The following is a 14894-nucleotide window of genomic DNA, read 5'->3' on the forward strand; positions in this document are numbered from 1 at the left end:
GACTCATCGGTGAGGCCGAATATGCGCGGTGGCAGCTTGCAAGGAGGGGTGACGATCCGTATCGTTCGTATCCGAACGATCTGCCGAAGATCCGCCGAACAGGAGCACCCGTGACTGTCACGCAGACGGTCGTGCGCGAAATCGAGACCGAGCTGGTCGTCCGGAGCGCCGAGCAGGAGGCCGACGGCGTGGTGGCATTGACGCTGAGCCGACCTGACGCCGGTGACCTGCCGGACTGGACGCCCGGGGCGCATATCGACCTGGTTCTCGACGACGGGTTGGTCCGCCAGTACTCACTGTGCGGCCGGAGCGGCGACGCCGCTTCCTGGCGTATCGCCGTTCTCCGGGCCCCGGAGAGCCGCGGTGGCTCCCTTCGGGTCCACGAGCTGAAGGCGGGCAGCGTCGTGTGCGTCCGCGGCCCGCGCAACCATTTCCCCGTTGCGGCGTCCCGGCGTTATCTCTTCATCGCCGGCGGCATCGGCATCACCCCGCTGCTCGCGATGATCAACGCGGTCGACGCCGCCGGAGCCGAGTGGGAACTCCACTACGGAGGCAGGCAGCGGAAGTCCATGGCCTTCACGGCCGAGCTGGCCCGGTTCGGTGACCGCGTCCGGATCGTGCCCGAGGACGAGCGCGGACTCCTGGACCTCGACGCGCTCCTCGGGAGGCCCCGAGCCGACACGCTCGTCTACGCGTGTGGACCCGAGGGACTCTTGAGCGCCGTGGAAGAGCGCTGCGCCTCCTGGCCGCCCGGAAGCTTGCACGTGGAGCGGTTCGCGGCGCGCCCGGCCGAGTCGGTCGGTGCGGAGAGCTCGTTCGAGGTGGTGCTGCAGCACTCCGGCACGACGGTGGAGGTGCCGCCGGGCAGGTCCGTCTTCGACGCGGTCCGCGAGGCCGGGGTGAGCGTTCTCGGCTCCTGCCTGGAGGGCATCTGCGGAACCTGTGAAACCGAGGTCGTCGACGGCGAGGTCGACCACCGCGACTCGGTGCTGAGCGACGCCGAGCGGGACGCGAACGACGTGATGATGATCTGCGTGTCCCGCTGCAAGGGCCCACGTCTCACCCTCGCCCTGTGACGGCCGGACGCTCATGAGCCGGCTACTCGTCATCCAGCACGACCACCTCTCCCCACTGGGACCCGTCGCCGACCGGTTCGTCGAGCACGGCTACGACCTCGACTACCACCTGGTCGTTCCCGCCCTCCGCTTCCACACCCCCGGGGTGAGCGCGCGATTCCCGGACTTCACCGCGTTCGACGCGGTGCTCGCCATGGGCGCGCCGTGGTCGACCTACGACCGCCCGCTGATCGGCGGCTGGGTGGCGCCCGAGCTGGAGCAGTTGCGACGCGCCGACCGGGCCGGGGTCCCGGTGCTGGGTATCTGTTTCGGCGGTCAACTCCTCGCGACCGCGCACGGCGGCAGCGTCGCCGCGTCGCCGCGGCCCGAGATCGGCTGGGCCGACGTCCAGAGCGACCACGAGGCCATCGTTCCCGCCGGGCCGTGGTTCCAGTGGCACTTCGACCGGTGGTCACTCCCTCCGGGCGCGGTGGAGCTGGCGCGCAACGCTGCTGCCTCCCAGGTGTTCGTCCTCCGCCGCAACCTCGCAGTCCAGTTCCATCCCGAGCTCACCAGCGCCATGCTGGCCGGCTGGCTGGGCAACGGCGGCGCCGTCAACGCGCGGAACCACGGAATCGACGTGGACACGCTGGTGGTGCGGACGCGCGCCGTCGAGGACGAGGCGAGGCGGCGCACGCACGGCCTCGTCGACGGCTTCCTCGAACACGTCGTCCGAGCATGACGGGGCAGCGCGACGTCGGGGCCGCGACCGACCACATCTAGACTCGTTGGGAGAACCGGTACCGGCGGAAGGTGATGGCGAACCGATGACGGGATCGCACACGCTGCGGGCGACCGAGCAGGCAGTCGAAGAACGATTGGCCGGCATGTCGCTGGACACCAGCGCGATGTGGGCGGTCTCGAACATCTATCGAGCCACCACGGCCATTCGCAACCATCTCGAACAGACGGTTCTGCGGGACACCGGCTTGACCTGGACCGGCTTCGTCGTCCTCTGGGTGGTGTGGATCTGGGGTGAGATCGAGACCGCCCAGGCCGCGGCCGAGGCCGGCATCTCGAAGGGCACCCTGACCGGCGTCGTAAAGACGCTGGAGTCCTATCGGCACATCAAGCGGGTGCGGCACGAGACCGACAAGCGTCGGGTGGTGCTCTCGATGACTCCGTCGGGCCGCAAATTGATGGAAGGCCTCTTTCCGCAGTTCAACCGGGAAGAGGCCTTCGTGGTCCGCGGTCTGTCCGAGGCTCAGCGCAAGGACCTCGCCAACTCGCTCAGGACGATCGTCGAAGAGCTCGAGCAGGCGCCGTCCCGCGGCGAAGCGGTCAAGCGGCCGCGCTGATCCGCACCGGGAACGCCTTGATGCCGTTGACGAAGTTGCTGCGGATCCGGCGCACCTCACCCACCAGCTCGATCCGCTCGAGTCGGGGGAGGAGTTCCTCGAACATCAGGCGGATCTCCATCCGCGCTAGGTTGCTGCCCATGCACAGGTGGGGGCTCCCCTTGCCGAACGTCATGTGGTCGACGTTGGTGCGGGTGACGTCGATCGAGTAGGGATCCTCGAAGACCGCCTCGTCGCGGTTGCCGGAGGCGAACCACATCACGACCTTGTCGTCCTTCTTGATCTGCTTCCCGCCGAGTTCGACGTCGCGGGTGGCCGTCCGGCGGAAGTGGTAGACCGGGGACGCCCAGCGCAGCAGCTCCTCGACCGCCGTCGTGAGTAACTCGGGCCGCTGCTGCAGGAGCCGCAGCTGCTCGGGCTGCTCCATCAGGCCGAGCATCGAGTTGCTGATCGCGTGCCGGGTGGTCTCGTTGCCCGCGATCACCAGGAGCGAGAAGTAGTTGTTGAAGTCCTGCTGGCTGAGGGGCACTCCGTCGTCCGGGAGTTTGTTCGCCAGGATCGAGACGAGGTCGGTGCCGTGGCCACCGACTCGCGCGTCCTTGAGACTGTTGCCGTAGTCCCACACCTCCTGCACGCTCGGCGAGCGGAAAGGCAAGTGCCGGTACCTCTCCGACTCGGCCAGGTCCGCCCGCACCTTCGCGTAGTCGGGGTCGGTGTTGGCGACCATCTCGTTGCCCCATGCGATCAGCTGCGGGGTGTCCTCCGGCGGGACGTCGAGCAGGCGGGCGAGCACCTGGATCGGGAAGTCGGCGCTGATCTCCTTGACGAAGTCGATCCTGCCGTCGTTCGCCGCGGCCGTCGCGAGCGCGCGGTCGACGGTCTGCCTGGTGAGCTGGCGCAGAAAACTCTCGTAGTTCTTCAGGAGATTGCGCGGCGTGAACTCGCGCTGGATCAGCCGGCGCAGCGCCTGGTGCCGGCTGCCGTCGGTCTCCAGCAGCGATCGCCGGAAGTCGCGGAGGTCGTCGTCGACGTCTTCGAGGTTGACGAACTTCTCCGACGTGAACGTCTCGACGTCGCGATCGACGGCCCAGATATCCGCATATCGGGTCACCGCCCAGAATCCCGCGCCGTCTTTCTCGTCGTTCCAGTGCACGGGGTCCTCGGCGCGCAGGGTGTCGAACTGGGCGTAGCCGCGCAGGTCGGCGAAGCCGTCGATGTCGGAGAGGTCGACGTCGGAGAGCGGAACTGGGGCGTGGGGGGGCATGGGGGAGCTCCTCGTGTGCTGGACCGGCTCCGGTACGGGACGGCGGTGCCGGGCGGTCCGGAATGTCAGATGTGGTACGTGTATTCCTGGAACTCCCAGTCGGTGATCCAGGTGCGGAACCGCTCGATCTCGTCGCGCTTGTAGGCGAGGAACGCATTGACGAACGGGCGTCCCAGCAGGTCGACGATCTCGTCGTCGGCTTCGAGGGCGTCGAGGGCTTCCGACAAGCTCTGCGGCAGCTTGGCCGCGCGTGAGGTGTCGTAGCCGTAGCCGACCAGGACTTCCGGCGGCTCGGTCTTGTCGCGAATACCCAGGAGTGCGCCCGCGAGCATGCCGGCGATCGCGAGGTAGGAATTGGCGCTGGCATCGCCCAGACGCAGTTCCAGGCGAGCCGCGGACCCTCGCTCGGGCGGGATCCGCACCATCGCACTGCGGTTGTCCAGGCCCCAGTCGATCAACCACGGGGCCAGCGTGTCCGGGCCGAACCTCTTGTACGAGTTGATCGTGGGGTTGGCGACCGCGGCGATGGCGGGGGCGTGCGCCAGGATTCCGCCGATCACGTGGTGAGCCACCGGGGAGAGCCCGTCCGGCGCGGACGGCTCGTCGAAGAGCGAGGCGCCGTCGGAATCCTGGAGCGAGAGGTGTAGGTGGTAGCCGGAGCCGCCCTCGTCGTTGAACGGCTTCGGCATGAAGGTGGCCAGATGCCCCCGCCGACGGGCTAGTTCCTTGACGGCGTCCTTGAAGCGGTGGGCGCGGTCCGCGGCGTCCAGGGCGTTGCCGTGCCAGAGGTTGATCTCGAACTGCCCGGACGAGAACTCGTGGTTGGCCGCCACCACGTCGATTCCGTAGTCGCCCAACTGGCGCAGCGACTCGAGCAGGACGTTCTCCGGATCGCCCTTGCGTCCCGAGGTGTAGACGTTGCCCGTGCCCTCGCCGTAGCGCTGCCATCCGGAGGGGGACGCCGGGTTCTCCGCCAGCAGGTAGAACTCCAGCTCGGGCCCGACGACGGGGGTGATCGACTCGGTCGCGAACTGCTCGCACAGCTGGCGCAGGACCTGGCGCGGGCTCTCCAGCGCCGGCGTACCGTCGGGGTTGAAGACGTCGGCAATGCAGTGCGCGACGCCGGGCTCCCAGGGCAGTGGACGCAAGGTGCTCAGGTCGGGGAAGGCGACGACGTCGGGCAGGCCCGCGGACAGGCCCCCTTCGAAGTCGACGACACCTCCGCGCGGCGTCGTGCCGAACACCGAGCGGCAGAAGGCCACACCGCCCCCGACGGTCCGCGGGAAGTGGTTGACCAAGACGTCGCGCCCGCGATCGACGCCGATCAGGTCCGCGTAACCGAGCCGGACGACGTCGATGCCCTCGGCGACGAGCCGTTCCTGAGCCGGCTGGAGTCCCGACGTGTCGAAGTGAGCCACGACGCGCGTCCCTTCATGTCGTTTGGGCCCAAACATTATCGAGGCAGTGCCAGGCTGGCAAGACTTTCCCGGGAGGTCGATTCGGCATATCGTACGGACCCAAACGAGTCTGGAGTGTCAATGTCTGCGATGAACGGTTTCCTGTACCCCCGGACGGCGTCCGGCGCGGCGTCGCTGATCCCGGCGCCCCCGTGGTACTACTCCGGCGACCTCTTGACGGTCGAGTACCGCACCGATCCGGCGAACGTCGCGGCGCTTCTGCCCGAGCCGCTGGAGCCGGCGCCCGAGGACCCGGGCGCCGTCGCGTTCATCTGGGCGGACTGGCAGTCGTGCTCCGCCGGCCGCGAGGAGTTGCTGGATCCCGCCCGGTCCCAGTACAAGGAGGCCTTTGTCGTCGTGCGGTGCTCCTTCCGGGGCGTCACCTACTCGCGCTGCGTCTTCATCTGGGTGGACAAGGACTTCGCGATCGCGCGTGGCCTGCACCAGGGTTATCCGAAGAAGCTCGGGTCGATGTGGCAGACCCGGCCGCATCCGTTCGCTCACGGCGCCCCGCAGATCGGCCCCGGCGGCGTCTTCGGGGCCACCCTCGCGTCCTACGACCGGCGCCTCGCCGAGGCCGTGGTGACGCTCCGGGAGGAGTCGGAGAGCAACGGCTTCGTCAACGGGCACCCGATGGCACATCATCGCATCTACCCGGATATTTCCGGTGAAGGTGACGCCTATGCCGAGCTGATCTCCTCGGGTGCCAGCGCCTTCTCGGGCGGTCAGGCGTGGCGGGGCGACGCCGAGCTCCGGCTCTTCGAGGCGCCGACCGAGGAGCTGGCGCGGCTCGAGGTCGACGAGATCATCGGCGGCTACTACCGCCAGGTGGGCGCGGAGTGGAACGGCGGGTCGACCCTGGCCCGTCTCTAGGTGCCGCGCTCGTGCAGACGGCAGTGCCGCCCGTCAGGCGCGGGCGGCCGCGACCAACGCCTGGAACACGGCGGGCTGTGCCGTGTCTTCCGGATGCCACTGCAGCCCGAGGAACCAGCCAGGAAGCGCGTCGATCTCGACGGCCTCGATCACGCCGTCCTCCGAGCGGGCCACTGCCCGCATGCCGCTCCCGAGTTCGGCGATGCACTGGTGGTGGTAGCAGGACACCTCGATCTTCTCGCCCACCAGCTCCGCGAGTCGGGACCAGGGCTCGGTGGCGACGACGTGCCTGCGGTGGCGGTGGTGCGACGGACCGGCGGGCTCGTCGTCCATGTCCTGGATCAAGCGACCGCCACGCACCGCGTTGACCACCTGCAAGCCTCGGCAGATCGCCAGCAGGGGCACGCCCAGACCCAGGCAGTGCCGGGCCACGGCGAGATCGAAGGCGTCCTGCTCCTCGTCCACGTCGTAGAGGGTGGGGTGCGGATCCTGGCCGGTCCAGCGTGCGGCCAGGTCACCACCGCCCGGTAACAAGACGCCGTCGGCGAACGACAGGCGCGCTGCCACCTCGGCCGAGTCGACCAGTCGTCCCGGCGCGTGCGGATGGATCGTCAGAGGTTCACCACCGGCGGCGAACACCGCTTCGGCGAGCGCCCGCGCCGTCACCTCGGCGGCGAACCGTAGCGCCGAGGCGGACACGGAGAAGCGGGCCGGAATAGCGATCAGGGGCCGGTGCTCAGCCATGCCTGATCCAGGTGGTCTTCAGATCGGTGTACTCGGCCAGCGCGTGCCGGGACTTGTCCCGCCCGAAGCCGGAGAGCTTGACCCCTCCGAACGGGACGCTCAGGTCGCCCTCTTCATAGCAGTTCACCCAGACCGTGCCGGCTTTGAGCCGACGGGAGACCCGATGCGCGGTGCCGAGGTCGGACGTCCACACGGCCGCCGCGAGCCCGTAGGCCGTGTTGCCTGCCACGCGCACCGCCTCGTCCTCGTCGTCGACCACGAGGACCGCGAGTACGGGTGCGAACAACTCGTCGCGCACGAGCGGATTGCCGGCGGCCAGTCCCGTCACCACGGTCGGCTCCAGGTACGGTCCCGGCACGTCGACCCGGGCTCCGCCGGCCCGGAGCGTGCCCCCGGCTGCCAGCCCGTCACCCAGCTGGGTCAGGATGCGCTGGAGTGACCGTTCGTCGACGATCGGGCCCATCCGGGTCGACGGGTCGAGCGGGTCGCCCGGCGCCCAGGAGCCGCACGCCGCGACGATGCGATCCACCACCTGTTCCGCCACGTCCCGGTGCACGATGAGCCGGGATCCGGCCGTGCACATCTCACCGCTGTTGAAGAAGATGGCCCAGGCAGCGGTGTCGGCGGCGGCGTCGAGATCCGGGGCGTCGGGCAGGACGATGTTCGGCGACTTGCCCCCGAGCTCGAGGAGGACTCGCTTGAGGTTGCTGTCGGCCGAGTAGCGCAGGAAGTGTCGGCCGACGTTCGTCGAGCCGGTGAACGTCAGGATGTCCACCTGCGGGTGCTCACCCAGGGCCCGGCCGACGCTCGGGCCGTCGCCGTTGAGCACGTTGAGGACGCCGGCCGGTAATCCGGCCTCGGTGCCGATCTCGGCGACGCGCTGCATCGACAGCGGTGATTGCTCGGCGGTCTTCACGACCACCGTGCATCCGGCGGCGAGCGCCGGAGCGATCTTCCACCCGGCCAGCGTGAGCGGGAAGTTCCACGGCACCACGGCCGCGACCACGCCGGCGGGCTCGCGCGTCACCAGCGACAGCTCACCGTCGACGGTGGGTGTGATCTCGCCGTGCTCCTTGTCGGCCAGCTCCCCGTAGTAGCGCAGCGTGCGGACCAAGGCGCGCAGCTCGACGTCGTACGCGACCCGGATTGGCTTGCCCATCTCGAGGCTGACCAGAAGGGCCAACTCGTCGCGGCGGGCGTCGACCAGAGCGGCGAACCGTTGCAGGATCTCCCCGCGCTCACGCGCGTGCAGACGGGGCCAGGGGCCGTGGTCGAACGCCCGGCGAGCCTGCGCGACCGCGGCGTCGGCGTCCTCCACCCCCGCCCAGGGGAGCTCACCCAGGGTGCTGCCGTCGCGGGGGGTGACGACGGTGCGGGTCCCGGCGGTCTCGCGGTACTCGCCGCCGACGAAGACGCCCGGCGGAAGCGCGAGTCTCGCGGCGCGGGCCGCCCAGTCGACGGAGTCCGGGAAGCCCATCAATGCGCCGCGGGGAGAGGCTTACGGACGCCCCGGAACTCCCAGTCGCCGCCCTGCGCCGTGGAGAGCACCTCTTCGGACTCGGTGGGCTGGGCCCCGACGTCCGTCCGGATCGGCGTCGGGCCGCTGACGACGTGGTTGCGCAGCACGCCCAGGCCTTCGACCTCCACCTCGACCACGTCGCCCGGGTAGACCGTGCGGGAGATGGCGGGTGTGCCGGACAGCAGGAGGTCGCCGGGTTGCAGCGTGATCGTGCGCGCGATGTCGGCGACGAGGTAGTGCATGTCCCACTTCATCTCGTCGGTGCTGCCGTCCTGGCGTACTTCACCGTTGACGAGCGTGCGGATCCGCTTGCCCCGGAAGTCCCATCCTTCGACCACGCCGGGGCCGATCGGGCACAGCGTGTCGGCGCCCTTGACCCGGAGCATCGACCCGGCGTCGGTGTCTCGGAAGTCGTGCAACCCGTAGTCGTTGGCGACGGTGTAACCGCGGATGTAGTCGCCGGCGTCGTGGGGGGCGATGTTTCGGCAGGTGCGACCGATGACGATGGCGACCTCACCCTCGTAGTTGAGCCACTTGCAACCCTCCGGACGCACCACGGCGGCGTCGTGCGAGTTCAGCGCGGACACCGGTTTGTGGAAGTAGGTGGGGGCGGGCGGGAGGGCCGTCATCAGCTCTTCGACCCGGCTGAGGTAGTTCAGGTGGACGCAGACGATCTTGGTCGGAGTGACCGGCGGCAGGTGCTGGGCGTCGGCGATCGCGACGACGCGGCCGTCACCGGCCACCAGGTCGTCACCGCGGCGGACGACGTCGACCGGGTTGCCGTCGAGAAGGATGCGGCGGGTCTCACGGGTGGTCACGAGCTGGCTCCTCAGCCTGCGGCGGGTAGGTCGGGACCGCCGCTCTGGCGGACGAAGTCGGGATCGACGGGCGTCGCCTTGGGGGAGGGGAAGCCACCGTCGGGCCGGTCGAACCACAGGTGGACCTGCCCGGTGCCGACCGAGTTCTCGTACTCGCCGTACTGGCGGGCCGGTGCGGTGCACTGCTCCTCGCCGAGTGCGCCGATCATCATCTGGTAGTGCATGAACTTCGCTTCGGGGCGGACGCGGAGGAACTCGGGCATCGTGTCGATGACCCGTTTGTGGTCTCCGGCTTCGAGCCACTCGATCCGCTCGAGATCGGCGGCGAGGGCTTCCCGTGAATGGATGTGCTCGCGCCCCGCGGCCTCGTGGTCGCGGAGCTGGCGTAGCGGCCAGAACGTGTGCGACATGGCGCCGGAGGCGATGAGGACGGCCTTGCGGTCGGAGTCGGCGATCGCATCACCCAGCGCCCGGCCCAGCCGGTAGGCGTCTTCGCCGTCCGCGGTCTGGCAGACGCCGATCGAGATCCATCGCTTCTCGGGCAGTCCCTGGCCGAGGAACTCCCAGAGGTTGGTGGTGGCGTAGAAGATCGGCAGCGAGTGGTCGTCGATCGCGGTGATCCAGGTGGAGTGCTTCTCCGCCTTGCTCGCGATCAGGTGTGCGAGGTCCGGGTCGCCGGGGAAGTCGTACGGCCGGCGCTGCATGCCCCGGGGAAGTTCCTCGGACGTGAAGAGCCCGCTGCGGCGGTCCTGGGCCGTCACCACGAACTCGACGGTCGTGGCCCAGTGCGAGTCGAGTACGACGACCGTGTCGTAATCGAGGGTCTCGAACACCTCGCGGCGCAGTTGGCGTAGGCCGGAGACGAGAGTGGAGTCCTCGCCGTGGTTGAGTTCGCGCCGGGTCTCTTCCGATAGCACGATTGTCGGGACGTGTGCCAGGAGCCCGGCGCCGACTACGTCACCCATGGTTTCGCCATCCGTTCGGGCTGAAGACGCTGTTCTTGACGTCGCAGTAGAAGTCGAAGGACCAGAGGCCGCCCTCCCGGCCGATGCCTGACTTGCCGGTGCCGCCGAACGGGGCCTCGAGGTCGCGGACGAAGAAGCAGTTCACCCACACGGTTCCGGCGTGCAGCGCGTGCGAAACCCGTTCGGCGCGCTCCGGGTCGCTCGTGACCACCGTGGCCGCCAGCCCGAAGCGCGTGTCGTTGGCGCGGGCTACGGCGTCGTCCTCGGTCTGGAAGGTCTCGACGGTGACCACTGGCCCGAAGACCTCCTCGGTCAGGATCTCCGACCCGGGCTTCGCGTCGACCAGCACGGTCGGTCGGTAGTAGAGGCCGCCCAGCTCGCGGTTGGGCTCCCCACCGATCAGGGCACGGGCGCCGTCGGCCAACGCTCGCTCGACGAAGCCGCTGACCTGCTCGAAGTGTCGGCGCGCGATCAATGCCGACAGGTCGGTGTTCTCCTCCCGCGGGTCACCCTGGCGCAGTCCGGCGGTCCGCTCCACGAGCCGCCGGGTGAACTCGTCGGCGATCGAGCTGTGCACCAGCATCCGAGCGGCCTTCAGACACACCTGCCCGGCGTTGTCGAACTGTTCGACCGCGAGGTCGACGGCGAGGGCGAGGTCGGCGTCCTCGAACACGAGAAGCGGTGACTTGCCGCCGAGCTCGAACGAGAGCGGCACGATGTTCGGTGCAGCCGCGCGGGCGATGACGGCGGCCGTCGGCACCGAGCCGGTGAACGCGAGCCGGTTGATGTCCGGGTGTGCGGTCAGCGGAGCGCCGGCGTCGGCGCCCGTGCCCTGGACGACGTTGAAGACCCCGGCCGGCACGCCGGCTTCGTGCATGATGTCGGCGAGCAGGCTCGCGGTCAGCGGCGCCCACTCCGGCGGTTTGACGACGACCGTGTTGCCGGCCGCCAGCGCCGGTCCGATGCGCCAGGTGGCCAGCATCAGCGGCGCGTTCCACGGCGTGATGACCGCGACGACACCCGCCGGGTCGTACGTGATGCGCTCCCGGTGGCCGCGCACCGACATGTCGGGATGGCTCAGCTGCTTCTCGGCGTAGTCAGCGAAGGCCCGGAGGTTCAGCGCGACCCGCGGCATGACACCCCGCCGGTGGCTGCGGATCAGCGAGCCGTTGTCCCGCGTCTCGACTCGCGCCAGGTCCTCGATCCGCGCCTCGATCCCGTCGGCGACGCGTCGCAGGATCGCGCTCCGCTCGCCCACGGGCAGGGCACTCCACGCCGGGAACGCCGCACGGGCCGCGGCGACCGCTGCGTCGACCTCGGCGGCGGTGCCGGCGGCGACCTGAGCGATCTCCGCCTCGTCGATGGGGGAGAGGTCGGCGAACGTGCGTGCGGACGCGATCCGCTCACCGCCGATCCAGTGGCGCAGGTCGACGCGGATGCCGTCGATCGATGCGCTGGTGTTCGCCGCGGCGAAGTCGTCCATCGAGCTCCCGCACCCTTCCCCTGTCGATCGTTTGGCACCAAACGTAGGGTGCGCTCGGTGGTCGGTCAAGACGCTGACGCCCGACCCGTATGGGGCAGCACCGTTCCGCTACGAACGATTCGGGTCGGCCTATCGACAAAGTCGTTCGGACCCGAATATCTTCTTGTCTCCTAGGTCACACCCGCGGTAACCGGAGACCGCGCGTCCGAGCCGGAGAGGCCACATGACCGCAGAACAGATGACCCCGTCACCCGCACCGAAGCCCGACTCCGCGCCGAACGAGCAGTTAGCCGCAGGCCGCCTGGGCATCGCGGGAATCGTCTTCTTCGTCGTCGCCGCGGCGGCGCCTCTCGTCGGGATGACCGGCGCCGTCCCGGTCGCGATCGTGCTCGGTAACGGCGCCGCCGCGCCCGGCGCCTACCTGGTCGCCGGCCTGGTGCTTCTGGTGTTCAGCGTCGGCTACGCCGCGATGAGCCATCGGGTCAGCAACACCGGTGCCTTCTTCGCTTTCGTCGGCCGCGGCCTGGGTGCCGTACCGGGCGTCGGGACCGCATTCGTTTCGCTGCTCGCCTACGTCGCGATCCAGCTGGCCGTGTACGGCTTCTTCGGCGCCGTGGCCCACGGGCAGCTCCAGGCCCGGCTGTCCGTCGATCTGCCCTGGTGGGGATGGTCGCTGATCGCCTGGGCTCTCGTTCTGACGTTGTCGCTGCTCCAGGTCGACATCGGGGCCAAGGTGCTCGGTGTCCTGATGGGTCTGGAGGTGCTGTCCCTGCTCCTGGTCGCGGTGGTCGTGCTCGCCCAGGGCGGTGGCCCCGACGGGCTGGCGTTCGGGGCCTCGTTCTCGCCCGCGAACATCTTCGCCGGCGGCTTCGGCGGCTCCGCCGGCATCGCGCTGGCCTTCGCGTTCGCGTCGTATATCGGCTTCGAAGCGACCGCCATCTACGCGGAGGAGACCAAGGACCCCAAACGCGCGGTTCCCCGGGCGACCTACACCGCCGTCGCTCTGATCGCCGTACTGTTCGCCCTCACCTCGTGGGCGGTGGTCAGCGGCGTCGGCAGCCAGCACGCGGTTGACGAGGTGGCCCGCCGCTCCTCGGTCGAGGGCACACCGCTGGCCGATCCGGCGGCCGTGCTGTTCTCGGTGGCCGAGCAGTACGTCGGCGGCTGGCTGTCGACGCTGATGACCTGGCTCGTGCTCAGCAGCCTCTTCGCCGGCTTGCTCGCGTTCCAGAACAGCGCCGCGCGCTACTTCTTCTCGATGGGCCGCGCCGGGGTGCTTCCGAGGATGCTCGACCGGGTCAACCGCCGGGGCGCACCGATCGTGGGCTCGCTGGCGACGTCCGTGCTCACGTTCGTCGTCATCGCGTTCTTCGCTCTCACCGACAAAGACCCCGTCCTCAACCTTTTCAACTGGTTCAGCGGGCTGGCGGTGCTCGCCATCCTCCTCGTCGAGATCCTGGTCTCGGTCGCGGTCATCGTGCACTTCCGCCGCGAGCCCGGCGAGGCGAACGTGCTGCAGACGGTCGTCGCCCCGATCGTCGCGATCATCGGCCTTGCGCTCGCCGCCTACCTGATCGTCGCGCGTTTCGGCCTGCTGGCCGGGACGAGCTCGAACCCTGACGACGCACTGAAGACCTTCGCGCTGTCGGCCACGGGCTGGACGCTGGTTCTCGCGCCCTTCGTCGTTCTGGTGATCGGGCTGGTGCTCGGTGCGGTTCGCCGGAACGCCGAGAACGAACGCGCGGTGGCGGACCTCGTCAGCTGAGCGGCACTGGTTCGGCGCCTCAGGCGGAGACCGTCGCGGCGGCGAGGAGGGCGCTCGTCTCACCCGGTTGGCTCGCGACGACCCGGTTCCGCCCGGCTGCCTTCGCGGCGTACAGGGCTGCGTCCGCCGCGCAGAGCAGTTGCTCCGGTTCCTGGTCGGGAACGAGCTGGGCGATGCCCGCGCTGAACGTCGCGCGCAGCGGTCCCTGGGCGGTGGGCACGACGATCTCCGCGAATCGGCGACGCCACTGCTCGGCTTGGTCGGCGGCGGCGCAGACGTCGGAGGACGGTAGGACGACGACGAACTCCTCACCGCCGTAGCGGGCGACGGTCGCGTCGGCGGGTGCCGCACTCCTCAGTTCGTCGACCAGGCGAACCAGTACCCGGTCGCCCTCGGCGTGCCCGTAGCCGTCGTTGATCTGCTTGAAGTGGTCGATGTCGAGCAGCACCACCGACAGCGGGGCACCGGTCGCTGCGGCAGCCGCCGTCTCCTGCTCCAGGACCTCGGCGAGGTGGCGACGGTTGTGCGCGTTGGTGAGGGGATCGCAGCGGGCCTGTTCGGCGAGCGCGGCGCGGAGGCGTTCGAGTTCGGTGACGTCGCGGATGACGACGACGCTGCCGCCGTAGTGGCGTCGATCGCCGTCCATCCGGACGATCCGGACGTCGAGGATCCGGCCGTCGGCCGCGGTGACCACCCGCTGGTCCGGGCCGGTCAGCAGCGCGGTCAACTCGGAACCGACCACCTGGCGCCAGTCTCTGCCGATCACCGTGCCGTTTCCCCGTCCCAACCCGGCGAGCAGCCGGGCGGCCGCGGGGTTGACGTCGAGGAACCGGCCATCGGCGTCGAGCACCATGACCGCGTCCCCGATCGCCGCCAGGACGCGGTTGTAGGCGATCGGCACGTCGCGGCCGGCCGCACCGTAGCGTTCGATCCAGCACCACAGCGCGCCGGTGACGACGAACAGGATCGGCGTGAGGTCGAGCGTCTGTGCGCGCCCTCCGAGCACCAGAGTGGCGACGTTCCCGGCCAGCGGAGCAAGGCCGGCGACGATCGAGTAGACGAGGATGCGGCGTTGCCGGGCGACAGCGTGGATCGCCGCCCGCACCAGGCGGACGTACACGAAGCAGAGCACCGTGTAGCAGTAGGCCACGTGCAGCCAGTACAGCGGCCCCGGCTGCACGGCCAGCGGTTTGTCGGCTGACGCCGCGGTGGCGAGGTAGAACAGGTGGTGCCATTGGTCGGTGGCGACCACGGCGATCAGGGCGATCGGGTGGATCCAGAGCAGGCGCTTGGCCCGTGCCGACAGCGCGGGCCGGTCGGCGACCACCCTCGAGTACCACAGCGAGCCGGCGGTCACCGCGGCTACTGCCGGATAGATCGCGTAGTTGAAGGCGACGGCCAGGTCGGCCGAGCCGACCGCGACCGAAGCGGCCTGGGCAGCGCACCACTCGGTCGCTGCGACGAGCAGCAGGGCGAGCGGTCCGCACAGTGCCGCCCGGTGGCGGCGACGGAAGGCCAGGACCGCAGGTAGCGCGGCCACCAACGCGGAGGCTCCGTACGCCGCGACCAGCACTGAGCGCATCTGCCCTACCT

The 14894-nt window shown here is 69.6% G+C and carries 13 protein-coding genes; 5 read left to right on the top strand and 8 right to left on the bottom strand.

Annotated elements, in window-relative coordinates:
- Window positions 1-110 precede the first annotated feature (110 nt).
- From ABEB28_RS05295 to ABEB28_RS05305, 3 genes are all read left to right on the top strand, one after another.
- Window positions 111-1076: a PDR/VanB family oxidoreductase gene (locus tag ABEB28_RS05295; protein WP_345726830.1), complete on the top strand. Its 966-nt coding sequence runs from the start codon at window positions 111-113 to the stop codon at window positions 1074-1076.
- 13 nt (window positions 1077-1089) lie between these two features.
- Entirely contained in the window at window positions 1090-1797 is a 708-nt protein-coding gene (locus ABEB28_RS05300; RefSeq protein ID WP_345726831.1) for a type 1 glutamine amidotransferase, read from the top strand.
- Window positions 1798-1882: 85 nt separating this feature from the next.
- Window positions 1883-2413, top strand: a complete 531-nt coding sequence (locus ABEB28_RS05305) for a MarR family winged helix-turn-helix transcriptional regulator (RefSeq protein WP_345726832.1) — start codon at window positions 1883-1885, stop codon at window positions 2411-2413.
- Here the strand turns inward: ABEB28_RS05305 and ABEB28_RS05310 are convergent.
- Window positions 2397-3677 carry a cytochrome P450 gene (locus tag ABEB28_RS05310; RefSeq protein ID WP_345726833.1) on the bottom strand — a complete coding sequence of 427 codons (1281 nt, stop codon included), beginning with the start codon at window positions 3675-3677 and terminating at the stop codon, window positions 2397-2399. The genes ABEB28_RS05305 and ABEB28_RS05310 overlap by 17 nt on opposite strands.
- Before the next feature lie 65 nt (window positions 3678-3742).
- Complete coding sequence (locus tag ABEB28_RS05315) at window positions 3743-5095, bottom strand: glutamine synthetase family protein (RefSeq protein ID WP_345726834.1); 1353 nt, start codon at window positions 5093-5095, stop codon at window positions 3743-3745.
- 120 nt (window positions 5096-5215) lie between these two features.
- On the opposite strand from ABEB28_RS05315, the gene ABEB28_RS05320 reads away from it, so the two are divergent.
- Window positions 5216-6007, top strand: a complete 792-nt coding sequence (locus tag ABEB28_RS05320; RefSeq protein WP_345726835.1) for an acetoacetate decarboxylase family protein — start codon at window positions 5216-5218, stop codon at window positions 6005-6007.
- 33 nt (window positions 6008-6040) lie between these two features.
- Here ABEB28_RS05320 and ABEB28_RS05325 read toward each other — a convergent pair whose 3' ends face one another.
- From ABEB28_RS05325 to ABEB28_RS05345, 5 genes are read right to left on the bottom strand one after another with little or no spacing between them, the layout of a single operon-like run.
- Entirely contained in the window at window positions 6041-6751 is a 711-nt protein-coding gene (locus ABEB28_RS05325) for a gamma-glutamyl-gamma-aminobutyrate hydrolase family protein (protein WP_345726836.1), read from the bottom strand.
- The gene (locus tag ABEB28_RS05330) at window positions 6744-8228 is read right to left on the bottom strand and encodes an aldehyde dehydrogenase family protein (protein ID WP_345726837.1); all 1485 of its coding nucleotides are present in this window, start codon (window positions 8226-8228) and stop codon (window positions 6744-6746) included. The genes ABEB28_RS05325 and ABEB28_RS05330 overlap by 8 nt, the downstream gene beginning before the upstream one ends.
- The gene (locus ABEB28_RS05335) at window positions 8228-9088 is read right to left on the bottom strand and encodes a fumarylacetoacetate hydrolase family protein (protein WP_345726838.1); all 861 of its coding nucleotides are present in this window, start codon (window positions 9086-9088) and stop codon (window positions 8228-8230) included. Before ABEB28_RS05335 ends, ABEB28_RS05330 begins: the two co-directional genes overlap by 1 nt.
- Window positions 9089-9099: 11 nt before the next feature.
- Entirely contained in the window at window positions 9100-10053 is a 954-nt protein-coding gene (locus tag ABEB28_RS05340; protein ID WP_345726839.1) for a DODA-type extradiol aromatic ring-opening family dioxygenase, read from the bottom strand.
- The gene (locus ABEB28_RS05345) at window positions 10046-11536 is read right to left on the bottom strand and encodes an aldehyde dehydrogenase (RefSeq protein ID WP_345726840.1); all 1491 of its coding nucleotides are present in this window, start codon (window positions 11534-11536) and stop codon (window positions 10046-10048) included. The genes ABEB28_RS05340 and ABEB28_RS05345 overlap by 8 nt, the downstream gene beginning before the upstream one ends.
- A 223-nt stretch (window positions 11537-11759) precedes the next feature.
- Here ABEB28_RS05345 and ABEB28_RS05350 point away from each other — a divergent pair, with 223 nt between their 5' ends.
- On the top strand, window positions 11760-13301 hold the full coding sequence (locus ABEB28_RS05350; protein WP_345726841.1) for an APC family permease: 1542 nt from the start codon (window positions 11760-11762) through the stop codon (window positions 13299-13301).
- 19 nt (window positions 13302-13320) lie between these two features.
- Here the strand turns inward: ABEB28_RS05350 and ABEB28_RS05355 are convergent, their stop codons facing one another.
- Window positions 13321-14883: a histidine kinase N-terminal 7TM domain-containing diguanylate cyclase gene (locus ABEB28_RS05355; RefSeq protein ID WP_345726842.1), complete on the bottom strand. Its 1563-nt coding sequence runs from the start codon at window positions 14881-14883 to the stop codon at window positions 13321-13323.
- Window positions 14884-14894: the final 11 nt, after the last annotated feature.

The sequence above is a fragment of the Cryptosporangium minutisporangium genome (assembly GCF_039536245.1).
GTDB lineage: Bacteria > Actinomycetota > Actinomycetes > Mycobacteriales > Cryptosporangiaceae > Cryptosporangium > Cryptosporangium minutisporangium.

Bases quoted from the DNA above. Each gene is read 5' to 3' on its own strand.
- ABEB28_RS05345 (WP_345726840.1), bottom strand. From the start codon at position 11,536: ATGGACGACTTCGCCGCGGCGAACACCAGCGCATCGATCGACGGCATC.
- ABEB28_RS05340 (WP_345726839.1), bottom strand. From the start codon at position 10,053: ATGGGTGACGTAGTCGGCGCCGGGCTCCTGGCACACGTCCCGACAATC.
- ABEB28_RS05325 (WP_345726836.1), bottom strand. From the start codon at position 6,751: ATGGCTGAGCACCGGCCCCTGATCGCTATTCCGGCCCGCTTCTCCGTG.
- ABEB28_RS05305 (WP_345726832.1), top strand. From the start codon at position 1,883: ATGACGGGATCGCACACGCTGCGGGCGACCGAGCAGGCAGTCGAAGAA.
- ABEB28_RS05300 (WP_345726831.1), top strand. From the start codon at position 1,090: ATGAGCCGGCTACTCGTCATCCAGCACGACCACCTCTCCCCACTGGGA.
- ABEB28_RS05330 (WP_345726837.1), bottom strand. From the start codon at position 8,228: ATGGGCTTCCCGGACTCCGTCGACTGGGCGGCCCGCGCCGCGAGACTC.
- ABEB28_RS05355 (WP_345726842.1), bottom strand. From the start codon at position 14,883: ATGCGCTCAGTGCTGGTCGCGGCGTACGGAGCCTCCGCGTTGGTGGCC.
- ABEB28_RS05310 (WP_345726833.1), bottom strand. From the start codon at position 3,677: ATGCCCCCCCACGCCCCAGTTCCGCTCTCCGACGTCGACCTCTCCGAC.
- ABEB28_RS05320 (WP_345726835.1), top strand. From the start codon at position 5,216: ATGTCTGCGATGAACGGTTTCCTGTACCCCCGGACGGCGTCCGGCGCG.
- ABEB28_RS05350 (WP_345726841.1), top strand. From the start codon at position 11,760: ATGACCGCAGAACAGATGACCCCGTCACCCGCACCGAAGCCCGACTCC.